This window comes from Halovenus marina, from assembly GCF_051414115.1.
Taxonomy (GTDB): domain Archaea; phylum Halobacteriota; class Halobacteria; order Halobacteriales; family Haloarculaceae; genus Halovenus; species Halovenus marina.
The window spans coordinates 266,840-289,858 of sequence record NZ_JBLKNZ010000001.1; the positions used below are offsets into that span (position 1 = coordinate 266,840).

Below are 23,019 nucleotides of genomic sequence, written 5' to 3' on the forward strand. Positions count from 1 at the left end.
GATGCAGACCGTCTCAGTTATCGGCGGGAGCAACGGCGGGTACGCCGCGGCGGCGGACTTCGCCGACAGCGGCTTCGACGTCCAGTGGTACGTTCGCTCCCCCGACAATCACCGACAGGTGCTCGACGACGAACAGGTGACACTCCGCGTTTCGGAAAACTACATCGGCCGCCGAACGCCGGGGACGGTCCGGGACGTGGACCTCGATACCGTGACGACTGACCTGAACGAGGCGATTTCGGGTGCAGACGCCGTTCTGATCCCGCTCCCGACGACGGCTCAGGAGGCTGTGAGCGAGGCCGTCGCCCCGCATCTCGAAGACGGACAGGCCGTCTTCGTCTGTCCCGGCAACGCTGGCTCGCTCATCTTTCGACAGGCGATCGACGACCTCCCCGACCCGCCAGCAGACGTCGTCGTCGCTGAGACACCGACACTCCCCTACGTGACACGCAAATCCGGCCCCGGCGAGGTGACGATCAACCTCGATGCAGTTCGACTCCCCGTCGGCGCGTTCCCCGGCAACGAGATGGAACGCGCCTACGATGCCTTCTCGACGCTGTACGACGCGGCGCTTCCCGCGGTCGACGCGCTCGATGCCGCCCTCAACAACAGTAATGTGGGCGTCAACGCCACGCCGACGCTCATCAACGCCGGTGCGATCGAGTGTGGCGAGTTCGAGTTCAACGTCCACCGCCACGGCGTCACCGAGCGGACGCTGAAGGTCGTCCTCTCCGTCGACCGCGAGCGGATCCGCATCCGCGAGGCACTGGGATACGGAGAGCCACACTTCCCGCAGGAGGCGTATTACCGGACCGGCCCCGAAACGGGCGAACACTTCTACGGCGCAAACTCCCGGGACGCACTGACGGCCGCCGACACCTTCAGCGAGGATCCGCCCTCGCTCGACGACCGATACGTCCACGAGGACGTTCGCATCGCGGGCGTCCTCCAGTCGTCGCTCGGCGCGACGTTCGGGGTCGAGACGCCGACCCTCGATTCCCTGATGCATCTCGCCGACGTGTTGATGGACGAGTCCTACCGCGAGACGGGCCGCAACCTCGCTCGACTCGGCATCGACACCGACGATCCGGAACAGGTACAGGCCGTCCTCGAACGGGGGTTCGAGGCATGAGCGTCCCCGAGAACCCGACGATCACCGTCGTCGGCCCGGGACGGATGGGGATCGGTATCGTCAGCGTGTTCGCCACCGCTGGCCACCGAGTGCGACTGCTCGACGTGAAAGACCGCTCGGAGAGCGAGCGCGAAGACAAGTTCGAGCACGTCCGCTCGGAGGTGCGATCCCACCTGGACTTTCTTGCTGAGGCGGATCGCTTCGACGGCGACAGACAGGACGTGGTCGACCGGATCGAGTTCACGACTGACATGGACGGGGCACTGTCGGACGCAGATTGGCTGTTCGAGGCGCTCCCCGAGGATCCGGAGATCAAGAAGGACCTCTTCGCGGACGCGTCCGCGCATGTCCCAGACGAGTGCACGCTCGCGACCACGACGTCCTCGATCAGCCTCGACACGCTCGCGCCCGCAGTCGAGGACCCAAGTCGACTGCTCATCACCCACTGGCTGAACCCCGCATTCATCGTCCCGCTGGTCGAAGTCGCGCAGGCGGAGTTCACCGACGAGGCGGCGGTCGAGGCGACCGTGGATCTGCTCGACAGCCTCGACAAGGAACCCATCGTCTGCCGGGACAGCCCCGGCTTCGTCGGCGCGCGCATCCAGGCCGCGGCGATGAACGAGGCAGTCCGGGCCTGGGAGGACGAAGTCGCCTCCGCCGAAGAGATCGACCGAGCACTCCAGTCCGGCGTCGGCCTTCGGATGGCCTCGATGGGTCTCATCGAGTTCATCGACCTCGGCGGCGTGGACATCCTCTACTACGTCGACGAGTACCTCAGCGACGAACTCGGGGAGCGGTTCGAACCGCCCGAGAGCGTCGTCGAAAAGATGGAAAACGACGAACTCGGCCCCAAGACGGGCAAGGGGTACTACACCTACGAGGAGGGGGACGCAGAGAAACTCCAGACGGAGACCTACCGGAACCTGCTTGCGGTTCGGCAGGCACTCGAAGACGCCGAGGAAAGCGAACAGTCAGACAGCGAGTAGTCGACCTTCTGTTCTCTCCCGTCCGTCACTCTAGCGACAGAATGGCCTCTCACTCGGTCAGTGACGCGACCTGCTCGTCGACCGTGTCGACGTGTTCGCGGCTCCGGTCGACGGCGGTGGCGAGTTGTTCGATCCGGTCTGCCATGTGTTCGAGTTCGCCGGAGGCGTTCTCCACGGTGGCCGCAATCTCCTCGGAGGAGGCGGCCTGCTGGTCGGTCGCAGTCGCAATCTCGGTGGCCTCGTCTGCGGTCTCCTCGATTGCGGCCACGATTTCGTCGAGCGCGGACGTGGCGTCGCCGATCTGATCTTGGGCCTGCTGTACCGCCTCGTTCATCCGCTCCAGTCTGTCTGCGGTCTCGTCACTCAGGTCCTGAATTCCCTCCACGAGGTCGCTCACCTCCTCGGCCTGTGACTGACTCTCCTCGGCGAGCGATTTCACCTCGTCGGCGACGACCGTGAAGCCGTCTCCCCCCTGGTCGGCGCGAGCGGCCTCGATGGAGGCGTTCAGCGCCAGCATGTTCGTCCGGTCGGCGATGTCGTTTATCACCTCGGTGATCTCGCCAATTTCTTCGGCCTGTGCTTTCAGTTGGTCGACCGTCTCGGTCGTTGTCGTGCTCACGTTCTCGGCGTCGGCCATCGCGTCGGCGGCCTCGGTTGCCGCCTCCTGTCCCTCCGTCGCCTGCTCGACGGCCTCGTTGCTCACCGACTTCATCTCGTCGGCACTCGCGGCGATTTCCTGCACGGCGGCCGACAGCATCGACACCTCCTCGGTTATCTCGTCGATCCGTTCGGTCTGGTCGGTCGCGAACGTATCGGCTTCGGTCGCGAAGGACTCCACCTCGTCGAACGTGTCGATCAGGTCGTCGACGCTCCCGCGCACCTCCGTCTGGACCTCCCGTTGGAGGGCTTCGAGTTCGCGCTGGCGTTCGATGTGTTCGGTCACGTCCATCGTCACCTCGAAGGCCCCGATGACGCTCCCGTTCGGCGCGCGAAGCGGGAGCCCGTACACCTGAAACACGTCGTCGGTGGTCGGTGCCTCTCGGGTCTGGTCTTCGACAATCGCTTGCTCCGTTCGGACGATCTCTTCGGCGAGTGTCTCCTCTTCGCCTTTCGCCCCAATAACGTCGTGTGCGTAGTTGTCGACTGCTTCCTCGCGGGAAATGTTGAGGTCGGCCTCCATCTCGTCGTTCCAGTGGGTGAGCGTCCCCTCAGTATCGGTGACGAGAATGCCCTGTGGATACTCGGCAACGAGTTGATTGAACAGGTCGCGCCAGAGGTCGCGTTCGTGCCGGAGTCGCTCGCGCTCGTCTAATCCATCGAGTGACTCGGTGTACTCCGCGACCAAGTGCTCGTGGGCGGTCTCTCGCTCGATCCGCTCGGTGTCTGTTGTTTCGGAGGATGTATACGAACTGTCACTCATGGGGGATATCTCCAAATCGCATTCCCCTCCTAAATATATCTACTGGTGAAATTATCAGCAACAACATTCGGAGGATGCTCAACACCACTCAGAGGTGTGACTGCGGTGCCGGCTTTCTGCTGATCAGGCGGCCGCCGTCGCAGTTGATCGACTGGCCCGTAATGAAGGCACTCGCGGGGGATGCAAGGAAGGCCACGGCGTTTGCGATGTCTCGCGTCCGTCCCCAGCGCCCGACGAGTGTGAGCGCGTCGGCGTCTTCCTCCGGTGGAACGTGGCCGTACTGCTCTTCGAGCGGTTTCGACTCGTCGCGCTCGAACCCCTTCCGGTACTCGCCGACGTGGAGCGTGTTCGCCGTGATGTCGGCCTCGTTCGTGTCCGCCCATTCGAGCGTGAGCGACCGGACGAGTCCCTCCAGTCCCGCCTTCGCCATCGCATAGGTGGCCGACCCCTTCCACGGGGAGTGTGCCTGAATCGCACCGATGTAGACGATGCGCCCGTACCCAGATTCGAGCATGTGAGGGTAGGCCTCCTGTGCCAGTCGAAAAGGGGCGACGAGATTGACCGCGAGCGTCCGGTCGATGTACTCCCGGGACATCGTCGCCGCGGGTTCCTTGCTCGGGTCGACGGCGTTGTTGACGACGATGTTCGGCCCGCCGAATCGCTCGTTAGTCGCCTCGACGAGCGCGACGATGTCTTCGTCGTTTGCGAGGTCAGTCTCGACGTACGCCGCTTGCGACCCGAGTTCCTCGATTCGCTCTGTGAGCGCGTCGACGCCCGTTTTCGAACGCTGCGCGATGACGATGTCTGCGCCACAGCGAGCGAGCGCGAGACAGATCGCCACACCGGTTCCACCCGCACCACCCGTCACAATCGCCGTCTTGCCGGTCAGGTCGTGGTCGTGCATACCTTCTCTCTCTTTGGAGACGTTGTTAAAGGCCGGGGCCTCCAGAGGTGATAGTACAACCAGCGCCTTCGTGGCGTGGTACCGAGACCCGTACGCTTATCCGTTCCCGTGTGCCACGTCGGGCCAGCAACACGATGCACGGACGCCCCCCGAACGCGGACGACCGCGCTGGCTACGACTACCAGAGCAACGCCGTCGAGCGCCCGGACCTGGCGGCGGCACTCAGAGCGCGTGTCGACGGCGACGTTCGCTTCGACTCGTACTCGAAACTGCTGTACTCGACCGACGCCAGCCTCTACGAGGTCACGCCAATCGGCGTCGTCTGCCCCCGCTCGACCGACGACGTCGCGGCGGTGATGACGTACTGCGCAAGCGAAGCGATCCCCGTCCTGCCACGCGGTGCCGGAACAAGTCTCGGGGGGCAGACCGTCAACGAGGCCGTGGTTCTCGATTTCTCCCGATACATGACCGACATCGTCTCGACCGACCCCGACGGACGGACGGCGACCGTTCAGCCCGGCGTCACACTCGGATCGCTGAACGAAACGCTTGCCGAGGCGGGGCTGAAGTTCGCGCCCGACCCTGCGTGGGGAGACAAGAGCGTCATCGGCGGCGCAATCGGGAACAACTCGACGGGTGCCCACTCGCTCCAGTACGGTAAGACCGACGCTTACGTCGAGGAGTGTGAGGTGGTACTCGCAGACGGCACCGTCACTCGCGTTGGCGAGGTGGCGCTCTCGGATCTGCCCGAACTCGCGGCGGGCGACGACCTCGAATCGCGCATCTACGCCGAAGTCGCCCGCATCCTCGACGAGGAGGCTGATCTGATCGAGGAGACGTACCCGGACCTCAAGCGCAACGTCTCGGGGTACAATCTGGACTGGCTGGTCGAGGATATCCGTGGGGCCGCTCGCGGCGTCGGTGAACCCGACGGCACGGGCGAGACGGTCAACCTCGCGAAACTCCTCTGTGGCAGTGAGGGGACGCTCGCTATCGTCACCGAGGCGACGGTTTCGCTGGAGCCAGTCCCCGAGACAAAGAGCATGGCGCTGCTCTCCTACGAGGGACTGCTCGACGCCGTCGACGACGTCTCGGCGGTGCTCGAACACGACCCGGCGGCCGTCGAGGTGCTTGACGACGTGTTTCTCGACCTGGCTCGCGAGACAGCCGAGTTCGCACCCGTCACGGAGATGCTGCCCGCCGGAACTGAGGCCGCGCTGATAGTCGAGTTCTACGCCGAGAGTGACGCCGACGGGAGGCAAACGGTGGCGAACCTACTCGCAGACCGCTGTCCGTCAGCCGAACCGGGCGACGTCGCCAGTCCGGCCGAGGGTCGAACTGCGAGCGACCAGCCCGTCGTCGCATTCGACGCACTCGAAGCCCACGACGAAGACGAGCGTGCGCGAATCTGGAAACTCCGCAAGTCCGCGATGCCAATCCTGCTCTCGCGGACGACCGATGAAAAACACGCCTCCTTCATCGAGGACACCGCCGTCCCGCCCGAAAACCTCCGGGAGTTCGTCGCGGAGTTTCAGGAGATTCTCGAAGAGCACGACACCTACGCGACGTTTTACGCCCACGCTGGCCCCGGCGTGCTCCACATCCGCCCGCTCGTGAACACGAAGACGGGCCGCGAACAGATGGAGTCGATTGCCGACGCAGCGACCGATCTGGTGGTGAAATACGACGGGTCAGTCTCGGGCGAACACGGCGACGGCCGCGCCAGAACGCAGTGGAACCGCAAGCTCTACGGCGGCGACCTCTGGGAGACGTTCAGGCAACTCAAGACCGCCTTCGACCCCGACTGGCTGTTGAATCCCGGACAGGTCGTCTACCGCGAGGACGACCCGACCAGAATGACCGAGAACCACCGCGTCGGGTCGGACCACGAGGTGCAGGTCGACTTCGAGCCGACGCTCTCGTGGGAGACCGAGAACGGGATGGCGGGGATGGTCGAACTCTGTCACGGCTGCGGGGGGTGTCGTGGCGACCAGTCGACCACCGGTGGGGTGATGTGTCCGACCTACCGTGCGAGTCAGGAGGAGATCACCACCACTCGCGGCCGTGCGAACGCGCTCCGCCGCGTCATGACCGGTGATATGGACCCGGACGAGGCCGTCTCTGCGGAGTTTCTGACGGAGGTGCTCGACCTGTGTATCGGCTGCAAGGGCTGTGCCCACGACTGCCCGAGCGAGGTCGACATGGCGAAGATGAAGGCCGAACTCACTCACGAGGCACACCAGCAAAACGGCGCGACCCTCCGCGACCGACTCTTCGCCCGCGTCCATACGCTCTCTCGGGTCGGCAGCGCACTCGCACCCCTCTCGAATCTCGCCACGTCGGTCCCGGGGTCACGATATCTGCTCGAACGGACGCTCGGAATCGCCCGAATGCGCCCGCTTCCGACCTTCTGCCGGAGGACGTTTCGCGACTGGTTCGACGCCCGCGAGCAGACTGTTTCGCCCGCGGCAGCGGACCGAACTGCCGCCCTCTACCCGGACACCTTCACCGACTACAGCAACCCCGACGCGGGCAAGGCCGCGGTGCGCGTTCTCGAAGCCGCGAACGTCCACGTGACGGTTCCGGCAGGAGTGGGCGACACCGGCCGTCCGGCGTTCTCGAAGGGATTTCTCGACCGCGCGCGGAATCTCGCACGCGAGAACGTCGACGCGCTCGCACCGCTGGTCGAATCTGGCCGCGACATCGTCGTGGTCGAACCCTCCGACGCGGTCATGCTCCAGTCTGACTACCGCGACCTGGTCTCGGGAACCGATGTCGAGACCGTCGCTGACAACACCTACGGCGTCTGTGAGTATCTGGATACGTTCAGTCTCGACGAGTCGGTCACGTTTGAGCGAGCAACGGACGACGTAACCTATCACGGGCACTGCCATCAGAAGGCGACAGCGAAGGACCACCACGCCGTCGGCGTGCTCCGGCGGGCGGGATACGCAGTTGATCCACTCGACTCGGGGTGCTGTGGGATGGCTGGCTCCTTCGGTTACGAGGCCGAACACGCCTCGATGAGCGACGCCATCGCGAGCATCCTCCTCGACCAGGTCGAGGAAAGTGCGGGCGAGTGCGTCGTCGCCCCTGGCGCGTCCTGTCGCACCCAGTTCGAGGGGTCCGACCGGACAGCGGGCACACCGCAGACACCAATCGAGGCCGTGGCAGACGCGCTCGACGAGTGAGTCCGTTCTCTTCCCGAGCGCAAGGCCACTATCGAATAGTCCGAACTAATCAACAAGTTTACAGCGAGCTAAGATGGTGGGCCGTCTTGCAGCCCGCACCGGTGTTGAGAACGACGACCTCGTCGCTCTCGTCAAAGACGCCATCAGCTCCGAGTTTCATCGCTCCGGCGAGCGCAACGCCGGGGTTGACACACACTTCGACGCCCGCGAGCCGCGCGCTGTCGCGGGCGGCCTCGATGGCAGTATCGTCGCTGACCTGAACGCCGGTGCCGCCGGATTCGGTGACGATGTCGATCAGCCACGGCGATGCACCCGGGTCGGGAACCTCGACACCGCGTGCGATCGAGTTGGGGTTCTCCCAGACGGTGTGTGCGTCGGTCTTCTCATCGAGTGCGCGAACGATCGGGGCGTTGCCGGAACTCTGTGCGACGTGCAGGGCTGGCATCGCATCTTCGTCGAGCCAGCCGAGTTCGAGCAACTCCTGGTATGCCTTCCAGATGCCGACGAGACCGACGCCGCCGCCGGTGGGATAGACGACGTGGTCGGGCGTCGTCCAGTCGAGTTGCTCGAACAACTCGAAGCCCATTGTCTTCTTCCCCTCGTGTCTGAACGGCGTGTGGAAGGTGGCGACGGAGTAGCGGTCGTTCGCTTCGAGGTCCTCCATGAACGCCGACCCCGCCTCGGGGAGTTTCCCGTCGACGAGATGCAGCTGTGCGCCGTGTGCGTCCGTCATCTGCTTTTGAATATCTCCGGCCTGGTGGTTCATGAAGACGTGACAGTCCAGCCCTGCCCGTGCGGCGTAGGCGCTCGCGGCCTGCCCTGCGTTGCCAGCAGTCGCCAGCGCCACCTCGTCGATGCCCTGCTGCACCGCGCCGGAGATAGACGCCGACGCGCCCCGGTCTTTGAACGTGTTCGTCGGGTTCTGTCCCTCGTCTTTGAGGAGCAAGCGGTCGACGCCAGCCCGCTCTGCGAGTCGGTCCGCAGAGATGAGTGGCGTCTCGCCCTCACCGAGCGAGACGATGTTGTCGGTGTCTGTGATCGGAAGCAGTTCGCGATACTTCCACATCGAGCCGTGTCGTTGCTCCCAGTCGTCCCTGGTGATATCTACCGAGTCGTAGTCGTACTGCGGGTCGAGAATCTGGTCCTCGACGGGAAACGCAGTGAAGTCCGTCTCGTAGGTGTCCCCGGAGAACACGTCCTCGAAGTGCGTGAGCGCGCTGTTTGTGTCGGCCATTACCGTGACATCTCGGCCCCGATTGTTAAGCGTTGTGACATCTCCACTGGGGTTCCGCGTGTCGACAACCCCGATTCGCGAAACTCCCGGCAACCGAGACGGGTTCCGTCGACGCTGACGGAACCAGTCGTCAGTATTACGTGCTGACGGTCGAAGAAAGGGTATGGAACTGGGTTCGTTTGTCACGCCGTACTACCCCGACGAGAACGCGCCGAGCGAGAACGCGCAGTCGCTGGTCGACCGGGCGCGCCTGTGTGCAGACGCTGGATACGACTACGTCGAGGTCGGCGATCACCACGTCACTCGCGGGGGGCAGTTCTTCCAGAACGTCCCGACCGCGGGCCGTCTCGCCTCCGTCTTCGACCACGTGGCGATGCTCGCGCTCCTCCCGCTGTACGAACCCCTGTTCGTCGCCGAGTACCTCGGAACGCTCGGCGCGTACACTGACCGTCTCGACCTGTGGTGTGCCATCGGGGGCAACCAGGACTCCTTCGACGCCGTCGGCGTTCCGATGGACTCGCGCGCCAGTCGATTCGAGGAGTCGCTGACAGTCATCGAACGGTTGCTGACCGAGGAGGCAGTGACCTACGACGGCGAGCACTTCACCCTCGACGACGTGTCCATCAGCCCCCGCGCGGATCCGCGGATCTGTATCGGTGGCGGCGCGAAGCCAGCGGTCGAGCGGGCCGGACGGCGTGGCGACGCCTGGGTCGCACACCCTACCGAAGGCCATGACGCGCTGAACGGCAAGATTGGCTGGTTCGAGGACGCTGGCGGCGGCACGGTCATCGCTCGCCGGGACGCACTCGTCCTCGAAGACGCCGAGGCGGCACGAGCGCGCGCGTCGGAACTGCTCGAATCCGGCTATCGGGGCTGGCCGGAGGACGCCGAGTTCCCAATTGTGGGCGACGCGGAGGACGTCGCCGCGGAACTCGACCGACTCGAAGCGCTCGGCGTCGACGAGGTGGTCGTCGGCGCGATGGACCACCAGCACGCCAGCGAGACCTTCGAGGAGTTTGCGCGCGGATACGACCGGCTGTAGGTCGGTATCGACCGAACGAAAGCGCAAACCGCAATTCCTCAGGAGCCGCCGGAGAACGACTCGGGTGGCTGTACGTCGCCGCCCCACGAGGACACCGTGTTGTCGGTGTCGCTCAGCTCTCTGACGCCCGTTTCGGCCGCCTCGTCGAGCGTCGCCATCTCGGCGCTCAACTCGATCCGGTTGCCGCCGGGGCCCCAGAAGTACGCGAACAGGTTCGACCCGGCGTTGTGTCTGCTCGGCCCGAGTTCGAGACGGTAGCCGTGCTGTGCGAGTCGGTCACAGAACCGCTTGATGTGTTCCATCGAGTCGAGGTCGAAGCCGAGGTGATGGAGCGTCTCGTCGGGGTCGTCCGATTCGGTGAATCCGGCGTCGTGGTGGAACCGACCGAATCGGAGCCACGACTGGAAGGAGGAGCCGTCGTCGTGAACGATCTTATCCGAGACCTTGAAATCGACGTGCTCGGTCAGGAAGTCCACGTCTTCATCGACGATGTGGCTCATCAGGTTGATGTGGTCGAGATTCCGTGGGGCGATTCCGCCGCGACCCTCGGCGGCCTGTGTCGGATGGAGATAGTCGGGGTCTTCGACTGTCACCAGTTCCATGTCGACGCCGCTCGGCAGCGAGAAGCGAATCCCCTCGTCCTGAGAGTATTCCCCGCCATCGGTTCGCGTAACGTCGACGCCAGCGTCTTGGAGACGGGTCTCGTAATCGGCCAGCGTCTCACTGTCGGGAACCCTGATGGCGAAGTGTTCGACGCCGGTGCCGCCTTCGACCAGGCCCAGGTCGTAGTTTTCGTCCAGCCCACAGCCGAGATAGACGATGTCGTCGTCGCGTGCTAGTTCTACGAGGCCCATCACGTCCGTGTAAAACGCGAGGGCGTCGTCTACGTCTGTCACTCGCAAGACCGTGTGTTCGAGTACTCTCGTTCCTGTCATTGTTCTGTATTTGTGTATTGGTGTCGTGCGTTCGCAGTTGGTTTGAAGGCGATACGCGGCCGGTCAGTGGCCGTGGTCGTGGTCGTCGCCGCCAGGGCCGAATGGCGTCTCGAGCCACTCGGAAAACCGCTCGTGTGTCTGTGTCGCCAGCCACGCTAACTCCGCTGGCCCGATTTCGATGTCGTAGCCCAGCTTCGGCGCGGTTATCTCGATACTACGTCTGTCGTCTGCGACGTCGATGGCCGCCCGTGCGTACTCGCTGCTGACTGTGATGGTGCCGTCCAGGTCGTCGCGTTGCTCACTGGCACCGTCGCTGTCCGCGGAGAACTGCGATTCGAGCGATGGGTCGAGGTCGGCAGCCTTCTCTGCCAGGTCCTCGGGGTCCTGCCAGGCGACGCTTTCGAGCATGATCGCGTCCATCCGGATCGACGAATCGGAGCCAGCGTGCACTTCGAGTCGCTCGCCCATCCGCGTGAAGCGCTTCTGTACCGTTACGGCTCCCTCGCTGTCGGCAATCTGCACCGCGGGTGTCGCCGGTTTGGTGCCTGTTGCCGTCATGGTCAGAAGAACACTGAGAGGTTTTTCATCGGCAGGATGGTGTGGTCGAGGTGAACGTCCCGCTCGGCGAGTTTCAGGTCACCGTCGACGCGCCGGAGCGTGTCATCCCGCTCTGCCGAGAGGAGCGTTCCCTTGGTGTCTTCGCCCTGGCCGCGAAAGAGCAGGAGGTTGGTCTTGGTCTCGACTTCGTCACCGTCGGTGTCGACGACGCGAACGTTCGAGACGTGATGGCGCGTCCGAGAGGGCGGGTCTTCCGACCACGCGAATTCGGACTGGAAGCGCTCGACGCGTGCTTCTAGCGTCGAACGGTCCTCCTTGTAGTTGAAGCCTTCTTCGCTGAACTCCGAGCGCTCGGCGCCTTTCTCGCGGCTGACCCGCACTGGCATGTCGTAGGTGACGTCGTCAGTCATCATCTCCAGCCAGTCTTCGAGTTCCTTCTCGTCGAGCAGGTGAGCCTCTTGGTTGTAAAACTGGACGCACTCGTAGTGCAGTTCCACGTCCGTCGGCTGCTGTTGTGATTCACTCATTGTTAGATGTGGTCCTCTGGGTAGCTCATGCCGACGTCCTCGCCACTCATGGCCTTGTGCCAGTTGCCGTGGAAGGTGCGACAGGTCCCCTCTTCGAGGTTGTCGTCCCAGGCGGTGCCGGGGCCGTCGAAGTCATCGACGATCGATGCCTTGCTCATGCCGGGCATCCCCATCTGATAGTTCATGTTGAAGCCCTGCTGCTCGGCGAAGACTGACCCGGCGGCGTCGGCGATACCGTCCCAGACCGCGAGGTCGTCCTGCTCGAAGTTGCCCGATGGGCTGAAGGTGCCGACTGCCACGTCGTAGGCGCGTTCCTTGTACTCGTCGGAGGCGTCGGCGGGTGCGAGCACCCAACTCCAGAACTCCATCGTGCCGGGGCCGATGGGCTGCCACTTCCGCAGCGAGAAAAAGCCATCCAGGTCCTCGTCGGGGTCGTTGGTCGCGGCGAGATGAATGAAGGAGAGGTTGGGGAAGATAGTCCCCGTGGCCGCGCCACAGGCCGCCGCCATATCGGCCTGCGCCTCCGAGAGGTTCGAGGTGTCGACGTACTCCTCGGGGTAGCCGAAGTAGATCTCGTCTTCGGGCTCGAGCAGTCGCAGACTCGTCGACCCCGAATCAGCGTGGGTGACGTGCATCTGCGTCTCCTGACCGGGGGTGCCCGAAATCTCGTCGGCGGCGAAGCCGACCTCGATGACCGACCTGTGCGCGTAGGCGGTGTGGTAGCTGTCGGCGGAGAAGTTGTCCGCGCCGGACTTCCAGTCGCTGTCTGCGCGCCAGCGGTGCGGTTCGCCGATGACCTCCATGCCGCCCTTGCCGACGTCGAGGTGGACGTCGAGGTACCACTTGAAGTCGCCGAGGTACTCCTCCAGCGACGGCCCCTCCTCAGCGATGGATGCGAAGACCATCCCCTTGTAGTTCTCGACGCGGGGTGCTTCGACGAGTCCCCACTCCTCGGCGTCGAGTCCCTGATAGGCCTGATGTTTCAGCGGGACACCGGTGAGGTCGCCCGTGTTTTTGAACGTCCAGCCGTGGTAGGGACACCGGAAGTGAGAGGTGTTGCCCTGCTCGGCGCGACAGAGAGCGCTCCCGTGGTGTGAACAGGAGTCGAACAGGACGCGAATCTCCTCTTCCTCGTCGCGCACGAAGATGAACGGGTCCTTGCCGATGTAGCGCTGGGCGTAATCGCCCGGCTCCGGAATCTCCGTCTCGTGGCCGATGAACACCCAGCACTGACCGAAGATGCGCCGGAGTTCCGCCTCGAATATCTCTTCGTCGTTGTACACCTTCACCGGGAGCATCCCGTCTTCCAGCATCTCCCCGTGCTGTTCGATGAGTTGCTCCACTCGGTCTGAAACCTCGTAGTCGACACCCGTACTCGTCGTCGGACGACCCGGTGGGTCTTCTGGGCAATCACAGTGGTCCTGTGCCATATCACTGAAAGGCACCGGAATTTACATAGAAATTCACCCATGATATCGATGGGGTTTTATAACGAACACGGCGGCAGATCGCGCGAAAATCGCACAACGTCGAAGGGAAAATGTCGGGCCGATCAGTCGAACGAGGGGAGCACTTCGTCGACGAACTGCTCTAGCTGGCCGTGTGCATCTTCGCCGCCGAATCGGAGGATGAACTCGTCGACACCGGCGTCTTTGAACGTCTCGATCCACTCGATGAGGTCGTCCGCGTCGCCGCTGGGGCCCCATTCGAGGGGGTCTTTCCCCTTGTAGAGGTGTGGGTAGTAGGTCTTGATGTACTCCTTCATCTTCTCGTCGGCCGCCTGGGTGTTGTCGTCGATAGTCATCGTGACCTGGAAGGTGTTGTGCGTGTCCTCCGGGTCGTAGCCGTTCTCCTCGGCGTACTTGACGATGGCATCGTTCTGGCGGCGGTACTCCTCGGGTGCGTGGCCGAGGCCCGCTGCCATCCAGCCGTCACCGAGTTCGACGATTCGCCACGCGGCGCGGTTGACCACGTCGTCGCTGGCGGAATCGTGGTGTGCGGGGTTGCTGATGACGTGAATCGGCGGCTCGTCCTGTACTGGTGCAAGATCACGAACCTCCGGACCGCGACGGAAATCGATATCCTCGTACTGGTAGATGTCGCCGTCGTAATTGAGTTCGCCCTCGCGCCAGAACTGCTTGAAGATCTCCAGTTGTTCTTCGAGCATCTTCGCACGCTTGCGGTAATCGAGCCCGAGCGCCTCGTACTGCTCCTTGCAGCCGGGCGTCGGCGGTCCCATGCACGCGCCGAGGTGCATGCGCCCGTCCGAGAGCATCTCCAGCGTGTTCCATGCCTGCAGGAACTGCAGGGGGTCACGGAGCGGCGTGATCATACAGCCGGTTCCGAGCTTTACGTCGTCTGTCTGGGCGGCGAGATGGCCGAGGAGGCTGATCGGTTCCAGCCGCGGCCGGTCGAGGAGGCTGTCCCCGACCCAGACCGAGTCGAGGCCAAGTTCCTCTGTCCGCTTGCCCAGATCCATCATCGTCTCAACTGTGTAGCTTTCCATCAACAACGGTTCGCGGTTGTTGATGTTAACTCCGAACTCTACCATAAGCACGTACCGCTTAGGAGACGAGCGTGTTAACACTATTTTAACCGATGTGATACTAGCGGCAAATTGCCACACGGATGCGGAATGCGTACCAGGTCTGTGATAGGGTGCTGTCGTAGAGCGTGTCCCTCGAATCGTTCGAAGTTTATCCGTAGACCGGTCTCCTGCTCTGCTCGGCCAGAGGGGGGTGCTGGCTCTGAGACAGCGAAAAGCGTATTTATGTGATGCAGCGAAACGAGTGCACGTGTCAGAACAGCCCTCCAAGCGGTCGAATGGTCTGGTTAGCACAGAAACCAAGATTACAGCATGCTTCGTCGTAATCGCTCTCCTCTCGGTGTTCGGGACGACAGCCGTAACTGACAGCCAATGGGTTCACCTCGCCGTACTTCTCGGCGTTGGTGTCATCGCCCCGACACTGATCAACGAATGGCGTAACTAACGCTGATCACTGAATGGCGTAACCACTCGGGATACGCGCCCGAGACGCACGCTCTTCGCACGGTCAGACGCGTTCGGGGACACGAGCCGAACCGCACGACAGCCGCGCAAGCCGCGAGCGGGGCCACGGACGATTCCGAAGCGTTTTCTTGCCTTCCCAGCGTGGGTCTGGTAATGTCACTGTACACCGCTGTCAGGCCGCTTCTGTTCAAGCTTCCGCCTGAGACGGCACACTCGCTCGGAAAGTTGGGACTCAGAGCCGCTCAGTCGACTGATTTCACTCGCTCGCTCGTGCGTGACCAGTATCTCTATCGCCACCGGAAACTCGAAGTCGAGGCGTTTGGCTTGACCTTCCCCTCGCCGGTGGGCATCGCCGCGGGGTTCGACAAGGACGGTCACGTCCTGCAGGCAATCGCTGACCTTGGATTCGGCTTCACCGAAGTCGGCACCGTGACGCCCTCTCCGCAGGACGGTGAATCGAAACCGCGTCTGTTCAGGCTGCCCGACGACGACGGGATGATCAACCGACTCGCCTTCAACGGACAGGGGGCCGGGCGCGTCGACGACCGACTCGACCGGACGGAACTCCCTGACATCCCCATCTCGATCAACGTGGGCAAGATGAACGACTCTGACGAGGAGGGGGCCATCGAGGACTACCGCTACGTCTTCGAGCGACTGTACGACCACGCCGACTACTTCGTGGTCAACGTCTCCTGTCCGAACACGCCCGAGGAGTACGACGAGGAAGACCCGGACCACCTCCGAAAGATATTCTCGACGCTCAACGAGGCAAACCCCGAAGACAAGCCGATTCTGGTGAAGGTCGGTCCCGACTCCGGACGCGAGGGACTGGCCTCGCTCGTCGACATCGTCCACGAGCAGGGGATCGACGGCATCGTCGCGACGAACACGACGACCGACCACTCGGGACTCGAATCGGAGCACGCCGACGAGTGGGGCGGCGTCAGCGGTGACCCGCTCGAACCGAAGGCGACCGAAACCGTCCGCACCCTCGCCGGACTGACCGACCTGCCAATTGTCGGCGTCGGCGGCGTCCGCGACGCCGAGACGGCCTACCGCAAGATCCGCGCTGGCGCGTCGCTCGTCCAGTTGTACACCGGCTTCGTCTACGAGGGCCCCTCGACTGCGCGCCAGATCAACACCGGACTCGTCGAACTGCTCGACCGCGACGGGTTCGATTCGATCAGCGAAGCCGTCGGCGTCGACGCCGAGAACTGAAGCGCTCGCCGCGACTCGCGACGCACCTAACTACTGTTTTTTTGCCCGAATCAGCACCTTCAGATTCGCAAAGGAGAGGGGCTTCCCGTCGTCGCCGAGTTCGATCTCGAAGAGATTTGCGGCGTCGTCCGGCGGATCCGCAAACAGCGCTTCGAGTTGCTCGCGGTTCTTTGCTGGCGTGTCGAGTTGGCGCACCCAGTCTGGGTAGTCGATGGTCTTCGTGATGACAACGGAGTCCGTGATCTCGAACCCTGCATTCCGGATCCACGCGCGCCACTCCGAATCGCGGTGTGAGCGGACGTGTGTCGGGTCGCGGAGACGTTCGACCTGGTTCAGAAACTCATCGAGCGCGTCGTCCTCGGGTGCGATGTTGTCCTCGAACGCGAAGACGCCGCCGGAGTCGGTGACGCGTCCGACCTCACTGACGAACGCCTCCGGGTCGGGGAAATGATGGGCCGCGATTCGGCAGGCGACGGCGTCGAAGGCACTCTCTCGGAAGGGGAGTCGCTCGGCGTCGGTGACGACGCCGCGGAGACCGGGAAACTCCGAGCGCGCCGTCGCGACCATCTCGGGTGCCGCGTCGGTCGCACACACTTCGTCGACGCCCCGGTCAGCGATTGCGCCAGCGGTGTGACCAGCGCCCGTGGCGATGTCGAGTGCGCGGTCGGCCTCGTCACACCAGGATGCGAGCGTCTCCAGGTCGTCGCCCGCTCGGTGGACACGACTCTCCACGTACGCGTCCGCGTGCTCGTCGAACGTCTCCGCGGCGTCGCGTTTTTGCTCCGTGGTTTCTGTGACGGACCGCTTCTGGTCGGTGTCGTCGGTCATCGGCAAGTGCCTCCGGTCTGTGTCTTGTCTGTGTGCTCGGTCATTATCTCAGTTCTCTCGTGGATCGATGAAATGGTTTCCTTCCGTGGTGAACGCCACTGCTCGGCGGTATCGCAATCGTTTAAGGCCACCTGTCCCGTACGACCGGGAAATGTCACAAGAGAGCCTCCCGGCGACCGTCTTCCGCGGCGGGACGACCAAAGGGATCTACTTCACGCGCGAGCACCTGCCAGCAGACCGCGACGAGTGGGACGAACTGCTCCTGAAGACCTTCGGGAGTCCGGACCCGAAGCAACTGGACGGGATCGGTGGCTCCCACTCGACGGCGAGCAAGGCGATGATCATCTCCGCGCCCGAAGACGACGACGTGGACGTGGAGTACCTGTTCGCACAGGTCGGCATCGAGAAGCCAGTCGTCGACTGGGGCGGCAACTGCGGCAACCTCACGTACGCCGTCGGACCCTACGCGATGGAGCGCGGCCTCGTCGACCCCGAGACGGAGGGTGGGGAGGTCAACCTCACGCTCCGCAACGAGAACACGGGGACGGTCGTCGAGCAGTCAGTGCCCGTCACCGATGAGGGCGACCCGCAGTATCGCGGTGACTTTCGCGTCTACGGCGTTCCGGGGACGGGCGCGCGCATCGGGTCGCGGTTTCTCGACCCGGCGGGGTCGGTCACGGGGTCGCTGTTCCCGACCGGCAACCGGATCGACACGCTCTCTGTGCCCGGCGTCGGGGAGGTTGAGGCGTCGCTCGTGGACGTGTCCAGCCCCTGCGTGTTCGTCCGCGCAGAGGCTGTCGGGATGACCGCGGCGGAACTCCCAAAAGAGATCGATTCCGATCCGGATCTGCTGGAGACGCTCGAAGCGATCCGGAGCCAGGCCGCCGCGCGCCTCGGGTTCGTCGACGACGCGAGCGACGCGACGGCGGAAAGTCCGGGCATCCCGAAGATGGCCGTCGTGGGCGAGAAACAGCCCTACCAGTCGTCGATCGGTGAGGAGGTCACGCCCGACGAGTACGACCTGCTCGCCCGGATCATGTCCATGCAGAAGGCCCATCACGCCTACTCCATCACGGGGTCGATGTGTACCGCGACGGCGGCGCTGTTCTCCGGAACCATCCCCAACGAGTTTCTGGCGAACGACGATACCGACCAGGTCACTATCGGCCACCCGAAGGGGACGCTCACGGTCGGCGTGGGGCGCGAGGGCGACGACGTTCGCTACACTGAGGCCGCACGCACCGCCCGCCAGATCATGCACGGCGACCTGTTCTATCTCCCGTCACAGTAGCGCCGACGTTCGCCCGAACGGTGGCGATTCCTCGGCCGGTGGCCGGAACCAACAACGCTTATAATCGTCCCGGGAGGATGTACTGCTATGACTGACCAACGGCTCGTTTACGAGGACGTAGAGGGAATCTTCTCGATCATGCCGACGCCTGCGACTGACGACGCGAGTGACCCCGCGTCCGAGTACACGTTGGACGAGGAAGAGTCCCGTAGAGGCGCGGAGAAACTCGCCCATAGCGGCGTCGACGCCATCATGATCAACGGCACCTTCGGTGAAGCAGCGACGCTCACCGAGCGCGAGTGGCAGGAGTTCACGCGCATCGTCGTCGAGGCAGTCGACGGCGAGGTGCCGGTCATCGCTGGCCCGACGACGCTCAACACGCGAACGACCATCGAGCGGATGAAATACGCCCGCGACGTCGGTGCCGACGGCGCACTCCTGGGCCGACCGATGTGGCTCGAACTCTCCGAGGAAGCGACCATCGAGTTCTACCGACACGTTGCCGAGGCCGTTCCGGAACTGGGCATCATCGTCTACCACAACCCGCCAGCGTTCAAAAACCGCATCACGCCCGCGATGTGGCGCGAACTCGCAGAGATTCCGCAGGTCGTCGGCGCGAAGTACGGCGCGGTCGACGTGGCCTGGCGCGACGCCGTCGAGCAGATCGGCGACACGGTGCAGTTGATGCCCATCGAGCGAAAGTGGTACATCGCAGACCAGCTCGCGCCGGAGTACGCCAACGCTGCGTGGTCGGGCAGCGCCTCCTGTGACCCACTGCCAGCGCTTCGCCTCCGCGAAGCCATCGAGAGCGGCGACGAGGAGACAGCACGCGAGTTGAACACCAAGATCAACGCGACGAACACGAAGTTCTACCCGCAGGTCGGTCCCGAAGCCGTCTATCCCGAGTCGATGAACGTCCGCGCCGACGACTACTACGGACTCTACACAGTCGCGCTCCAGAAGGCCCGCATCGGCGGCGCTGGCTACATCGACCCCGGCCCGCCGCGCCCGCCGTACCACGTCGCACCCGACGAACTCGTCGAGATGGCCGCCGAGTCCGGCCGCGACTGGAAGGCGCTCGCCGACGAACTGCGATAACGGACTAAGACTGTTTTTGATGAGCGGTTCTACGGTATTGCGTTACGCGTCAGTGCTGGTGTCTCGCTGGTTCCTTTGTCGAGAATCTACTCGGTTTCGAGCCACGCTTTGAGGTCCCAGAAGCAATCCGCGCAGAGACGTCCTTCCAGCGTCTCATCCGGGTTCGCCGGGTGATCCACGCGATATTGCTGGTGACGATACTGGTCCTGGCCGAGTTCGGTCCCACACTTGTCGCAGTGTTCGACCATATTCGATGTTGTCCCTGACGATGGGTAAGCCTGGTGTCCAAACGAGGACACGGCGTGATCAACGAAGCAGTAAGCGAACAAACAGGCGACGAAAAACCGCGCTCAGCCCCTACTCGTTGCCGCCAGCGAGCGTGGGGGAGGTGCCGCTGAAGTCGATGTTGACGTTCTTGACGAGGGTGTGGTCGAGCAGTTCCTGCAGGTCCTCCTTGCCGCGGATGCCGCTTTCCTTGTAGCCGCCGAAGGGCGCGCCGATGTAGTGGCGGCCGTGCTGGTTGACCCAGATGTAGCCAGCCTCGATGTCGTCGGCCGCGCGGTGTGCGGAGTTGAGGTCGTTCGTCCAGATGGACGCGGCGAGTCCGTAGTCGATGTCGTTTGCGATTTCGACCATCTCGTCGTAGTCAGACCAGGTGAGAATCGAGAGCACGGGACCGAACGTCTCCTCGTGGGCGATGGTCATGTCTCGCGTGACATCGAAGATGGTGGGTCGGAGGAAGTAGCCGGTGTCGTAGTCGTCGACGACTTCGCCGCCAGCGAGTACCTCCGCGCCCTCCTCTTTGGCCTGCTCGATGTAGGAGACGACCTTGTCGAACTGGGGTTCGGAGACGACCGACCCCATCGTGTTTGACTCGTCGAACGGGTCCCCGACGGTGACGGATTCGACGCGCTCGACGATTTCGGGTACCACGTCGTCGTAAGCGTCCTCGTGGACGAGCAGGCGCGTGCCGCTACCACAGGACTGGCCCTGCCACGGGAGCGACATCGCGCCCTGCAGGCCGTCGACGACGTGGTCCATGGTCGCGTCCGGGAAGACGACGAAGGGGTTCTTGCCGCCGAGTTCGAGCAGCACTGGTGCGAGATGGTCAGCCGCACCGCGCATGATCGCCTTGCCGGTTTCGGGGCCGCCGACCATCGAAATCAGACCGACGCCCTCGTGACCGACCAGCTCCGCGCCCGTCTCGCCAAAGCCGGTGACGATGTTGACCAATCCTTCCGGGAACTGACCGAACTCGTCGACGAGGCGGCCGATGGCGAGCGCCGAGAGCGACGTGAACTCCGAGGGCTTGACGACGATGCCGTTGCCCGCGGCGAGTGCGGGTGCTATCTTCTCGGAGACGAACATGTTGGGGTGGTTGAACGGGACGATGCCCGCGACGACGCCGAAGGGTTCGCGCATCGTGAAGTCGTGGGTGTCCTCGCCAGTTGGCGGTGACGTGCCCTTGAGTTCGTGAGAGATGCCAGCCATGTAGCGGATGTTCTTGGCCCCCTTCTCGACGTCGAACTTCATCCGGGAGATGCTGCTCCCGTTGTCGGCGACGTCGATGTTCGTCAGCATGTCCTCGTGTTCCTTGAGGTAGTCGGCGAAGTCCTCCAGAATCTGTCGGCGCTCGAAGACGTCGTAGGTGCGCCACTCCTCGCTCGCTCGCTGGGCCGCCTGCACCGCGTCGTCGACCTGTTCGGCGGTGGCGACCGGAACATTAGCGAGCACATCGTGTGTCGGCGGATGCTCCGCCTCGAACGTCTCCTCGCTGGTGACGAACTCCCCGTCGATGTACATGTGATCTTCGATCTGCAGGCTCACTGACTTCCCGGATAGCGTGGCTAATTCGTAATCGAACATACCGGTTGTACTCCCGAACCGTACTTAGTGGTTTTGAAAGTCCCGGTCGTGGTGGAACTCGCTACACACGCTCGACCCGCGATTTCCCGGGGATGGCGCGGATTCCGAACTGGCCGGGATCACTGCGGAAAGAGCCGTTCGTCGGGGATCGGCGGCGTCGTAAAGACGCCGTATCGGTCGGCGTAGGTCATCCAGTCAGCGACGTTCTGTCGCTGTTGGTCGCCGAGTTCGAAGGGCGCGTCGACGCCGTCGGTGACGCGCTTGAGCGCGGCGACGGAGCGTTCGCCTTCCCACTCGCCGGTCGACTCGCCCTCGTCGGTCCGCTCGTCGAGGAAGGATTCGAGGATGTGCTCGTAGTTGTCCGTGCGATAGGACCGGGAGCGCTGGAGCGCCGAGACAAAGGCCTCGATCCGGTCGGGGTGCTCGTCGTAGATAGCGCCGTCGACGGCGATCAGATGGACGAGCGGGTAGTAGCCGAAGTGGGCGTGCCACTCCTGCCCCATGTCGTAGAGCAGCCGGTACTGCTCGCCCTCACGATACCCCCAGTACCAGTCGTTGATCCGCTCGACAGCGTCTAGATCGCCTGCCTCCATGCGTTCGCCCAGCCCCTGATGGGTGTCGACGACCCACTCGATGTCCTCCGGCGCAAGGTCGTATCGCTCTTCGAGAATCGCCTTGTGATAGGTCATCGCCAGCGTGGTGTCGTGGATACCGACGCGCGCGCCAGCGAGATCAGCGGGGTCCTCGAACGCGGCGTCCGTTCGGACGAACATGCCGTTTCCTTCCCGGTAGGTCAGCCCCGCCGCGACGGCGAGCGGGTCGACCGGGACCACGTCGGTGTCGCTGACGAGTTTCGACGTGACGTACTTGCCCATCGACATGGTGGTCGCGTCGAGTCCACCACAGATCAGCTTCTGGTCTTTCGTCGGTGAGTGGTTGTGCTCGACAGCGATGTCGATATCGGACTCGACAGCCCCACGTTCGATCCCGTAGTAGAACTGGCGAGTGTTGTAGAAGGGGGTCGTGCTGAACCGAAATACCATACACGACAGTTGACCGGAGAACGGATATAAGACTTCCCACCACAGAGAGCGGACCGCACGCGCGACGATGCAGCCCCCTGAATGTCTGTCAAAGAGCCCCCTGAATGTCTGGCGAAGAGCCCCCTGAATGTCTGGCGAAGCTAGAACCCGCCAAAGCGTGCGATATTTATCTGTCCTGGCACATGTATAATCTCATGAAAACGGTCGACGTCTCGTACGCAGTGGATCTCTCTCGCGAGGAACTCCTGGGCGCGCTGTCGCCACGGGATATCGTCGAATACGCGGAAATCTACGAGATCGAATCAGCGCAGCAAGACGAGGTGACAGTCTCGTTCGAGGACGAAATCATGGTGTTTGAATTTTCCGAGATCGAGAACGGCTACGAGTACGTGCTTGCCGAGAGCACTGGTCTCTTTGCCGAGCGACAGTCGCAGATGACGATACGAGACGGGGCCGAGACGGACGACGGTGCGACGGAAGTCGCTGCAGAGACCCAGTTCACGCTCGATTCGCGGTGGGCGCTCTTTCTGGACTGGTTGATGGCCGACACGGTCCGAAAGGAACTCGAAACCACCATCGAGAATCTCGTCACGGAAGCCATGGAACCCACCTCCGCGGCCGAGTGAGGGTGTTGCTCCGAATTTTACTCTCCCAACTACCGTCACACTCCAGGAGCTAGCGACGCGTATTGGACGATGCCGTTCGTTGATTCGAGCCACGCAAAACTCAGTTG

At 63.4% G+C, this 23,019-nt stretch carries 21 protein-coding genes; 9 read left to right on the forward strand and 12 right to left on the reverse strand.

All coding sequences use genetic code 11. The features are described from left to right. Position 1 precedes the first annotated feature (1 nt). Together ACMGFL_RS01460 and ACMGFL_RS01465 are read left to right on the forward strand one after the other, a co-directional pair. Positions 2-1,132 carry an NAD/NADP octopine/nopaline dehydrogenase family protein gene (locus ACMGFL_RS01460; protein ID WP_436933754.1) on the forward strand — a complete coding sequence of 377 codons (1,131 nt, stop codon included), beginning with the start codon at positions 2-4 and terminating at the stop codon, positions 1,130-1,132. Further along, complete coding sequence (locus tag ACMGFL_RS01465; protein ID WP_436933755.1) at positions 1,129-2,118, forward strand: 3-hydroxyacyl-CoA dehydrogenase family protein; 990 nt, start codon at positions 1,129-1,131, stop codon at positions 2,116-2,118. The genes ACMGFL_RS01460 and ACMGFL_RS01465 overlap by 4 nt, the downstream gene beginning before the upstream one ends. Positions 2,119-2,167: 49 nt before the next feature. On the opposite strand, the gene ACMGFL_RS01470 is transcribed toward ACMGFL_RS01465, so the two are convergent. Together ACMGFL_RS01470 and ACMGFL_RS01475 are read right to left on the reverse strand one after the other, a co-directional pair. After that, positions 2,168-3,538, reverse strand: a complete 1,371-nt coding sequence (locus tag ACMGFL_RS01470; RefSeq protein WP_436933756.1) for a methyl-accepting chemotaxis protein — start codon at positions 3,536-3,538, stop codon at positions 2,168-2,170. An 88-nt stretch (positions 3,539-3,626) separates the two neighbouring features. Then, positions 3,627-4,442: an SDR family NAD(P)-dependent oxidoreductase gene (locus ACMGFL_RS01475; RefSeq protein ID WP_436933757.1), complete on the reverse strand. Its 816-nt coding sequence runs from the start codon at positions 4,440-4,442 to the stop codon at positions 3,627-3,629. A 134-nt stretch (positions 4,443-4,576) separates the two neighbouring features. On the opposite strand from ACMGFL_RS01475, the gene ACMGFL_RS01480 reads away from it, so the two are divergent. After that, positions 4,577-7,633: an FAD-binding and (Fe-S)-binding domain-containing protein gene (locus ACMGFL_RS01480; protein ID WP_436933758.1), complete on the forward strand. Its 3,057-nt coding sequence runs from the start codon at positions 4,577-4,579 to the stop codon at positions 7,631-7,633. A 58-nt stretch (positions 7,634-7,691) separates the two neighbouring features. Here ACMGFL_RS01480 and ACMGFL_RS01485 read toward each other — a convergent pair whose 3' ends face one another. Beyond that, positions 7,692-8,867, reverse strand: a complete 1,176-nt coding sequence (locus tag ACMGFL_RS01485; protein WP_436933759.1) for a threonine synthase — start codon at positions 8,865-8,867, stop codon at positions 7,692-7,694. Positions 8,868-9,030: 163 nt separating this feature from the next. Here ACMGFL_RS01485 and ACMGFL_RS01490 point away from each other — a divergent pair, with 163 nt between their 5' ends. Beyond that, complete coding sequence (locus ACMGFL_RS01490) at positions 9,031-9,909, forward strand: LLM class flavin-dependent oxidoreductase (protein ID WP_436933760.1); 879 nt, start codon at positions 9,031-9,033, stop codon at positions 9,907-9,909. 38 nt (positions 9,910-9,947) lie between these two features. On the opposite strand, the gene ACMGFL_RS01495 is transcribed toward ACMGFL_RS01490, so the two are convergent. From ACMGFL_RS01495 to ACMGFL_RS01515, 5 genes are all read right to left on the reverse strand, one after another. Further along, positions 9,948-10,844, reverse strand: a complete 897-nt coding sequence (locus ACMGFL_RS01495) for a VOC family protein (RefSeq protein ID WP_436933761.1) — start codon at positions 10,842-10,844, stop codon at positions 9,948-9,950. Between the two features lie 63 nt (positions 10,845-10,907). Further along, the gene (locus ACMGFL_RS01500) at positions 10,908-11,402 is read right to left on the reverse strand and encodes a hypothetical protein (RefSeq protein WP_436933762.1); all 495 of its coding nucleotides are present in this window, start codon (positions 11,400-11,402) and stop codon (positions 10,908-10,910) included. A 2-nt stretch (positions 11,403-11,404) separates the two neighbouring features. After that, positions 11,405-11,929, reverse strand: coding sequence for an aromatic-ring-hydroxylating dioxygenase subunit beta (locus ACMGFL_RS01505; protein WP_436933763.1), 525 nt, complete (start codon positions 11,927-11,929; stop codon positions 11,405-11,407). 2 nt (positions 11,930-11,931) lie between these two features. After that, positions 11,932-13,359 (reverse strand): aromatic ring-hydroxylating oxygenase subunit alpha, encoded by a 1,428-nt coding sequence (locus tag ACMGFL_RS01510; protein ID WP_436933764.1) that lies wholly within the window; start codon positions 13,357-13,359, stop codon positions 11,932-11,934. Positions 13,360-13,481: 122 nt separating this feature from the next. Further along, a complete protein-coding gene (locus ACMGFL_RS01515) occupies positions 13,482-14,480 on the reverse strand; it encodes an LLM class flavin-dependent oxidoreductase (protein ID WP_436933765.1) in 999 nt (332 codons plus the stop codon). Positions 14,481-14,724: 244 nt separating this feature from the next. On the opposite strand from ACMGFL_RS01515, the gene ACMGFL_RS15920 reads away from it, so the two are divergent. Both ACMGFL_RS15920 and ACMGFL_RS01520 read left to right on the forward strand, forming a co-directional pair. Beyond that, positions 14,725-14,919, forward strand: coding sequence for a DUF7987 family protein (locus tag ACMGFL_RS15920; RefSeq protein ID WP_495849324.1), 195 nt, complete (start codon positions 14,725-14,727; stop codon positions 14,917-14,919). 173 nt (positions 14,920-15,092) lie between these two features. Next, the gene (locus ACMGFL_RS01520; RefSeq protein ID WP_436933766.1) at positions 15,093-16,160 is read left to right on the forward strand and encodes a quinone-dependent dihydroorotate dehydrogenase; all 1,068 of its coding nucleotides are present in this window, start codon (positions 15,093-15,095) and stop codon (positions 16,158-16,160) included. Positions 16,161-16,190: 30 nt separating this feature from the next. On the opposite strand, the gene ACMGFL_RS01525 is transcribed toward ACMGFL_RS01520, so the two are convergent. Then, complete coding sequence (locus ACMGFL_RS01525) at positions 16,191-16,988, reverse strand: class I SAM-dependent methyltransferase (protein ID WP_436933767.1); 798 nt, start codon at positions 16,986-16,988, stop codon at positions 16,191-16,193. A gap of 151 nt (positions 16,989-17,139) precedes the next feature. Between ACMGFL_RS01525 and ACMGFL_RS01530 the strand changes: the two genes are divergently transcribed. Beyond that, positions 17,140-18,279 (forward strand): 2-methylaconitate cis-trans isomerase PrpF family protein, encoded by a 1,140-nt coding sequence (locus ACMGFL_RS01530; RefSeq protein ID WP_436933768.1) that lies wholly within the window; start codon positions 17,140-17,142, stop codon positions 18,277-18,279. An 87-nt stretch (positions 18,280-18,366) separates the two neighbouring features. Next, positions 18,367-19,377 (forward strand): dihydrodipicolinate synthase family protein, encoded by a 1,011-nt coding sequence (locus ACMGFL_RS01535; protein ID WP_436933769.1) that lies wholly within the window; start codon positions 18,367-18,369, stop codon positions 19,375-19,377. Between the two features lie 86 nt (positions 19,378-19,463). Here the strand turns inward: ACMGFL_RS01535 and ACMGFL_RS01540 are convergent, their stop codons facing one another. The 3 genes from ACMGFL_RS01540 to ACMGFL_RS01550 form a co-directional block, all read right to left on the reverse strand. After that, entirely contained in the window at positions 19,464-19,625 is a 162-nt protein-coding gene (locus ACMGFL_RS01540; protein ID WP_436933770.1) for a hypothetical protein, read from the reverse strand. 109 nt (positions 19,626-19,734) lie between these two features. Further along, complete coding sequence (locus ACMGFL_RS01545; protein WP_436933771.1) at positions 19,735-21,243, reverse strand: aldehyde dehydrogenase family protein; 1,509 nt, start codon at positions 21,241-21,243, stop codon at positions 19,735-19,737. 119 nt (positions 21,244-21,362) lie between these two features. Further along, positions 21,363-22,286 (reverse strand): ABC transporter substrate-binding protein, encoded by a 924-nt coding sequence (locus ACMGFL_RS01550; RefSeq protein WP_436933772.1) that lies wholly within the window; start codon positions 22,284-22,286, stop codon positions 21,363-21,365. A 194-nt stretch (positions 22,287-22,480) separates the two neighbouring features. On the opposite strand from ACMGFL_RS01550, the gene ACMGFL_RS01555 reads away from it, so the two are divergent. Continuing rightward, the gene (locus ACMGFL_RS01555) at positions 22,481-22,912 is read left to right on the forward strand and encodes a hypothetical protein (RefSeq protein ID WP_436933773.1); all 432 of its coding nucleotides are present in this window, start codon (positions 22,481-22,483) and stop codon (positions 22,910-22,912) included. Positions 22,913-23,019 lie beyond the last annotated feature (107 nt).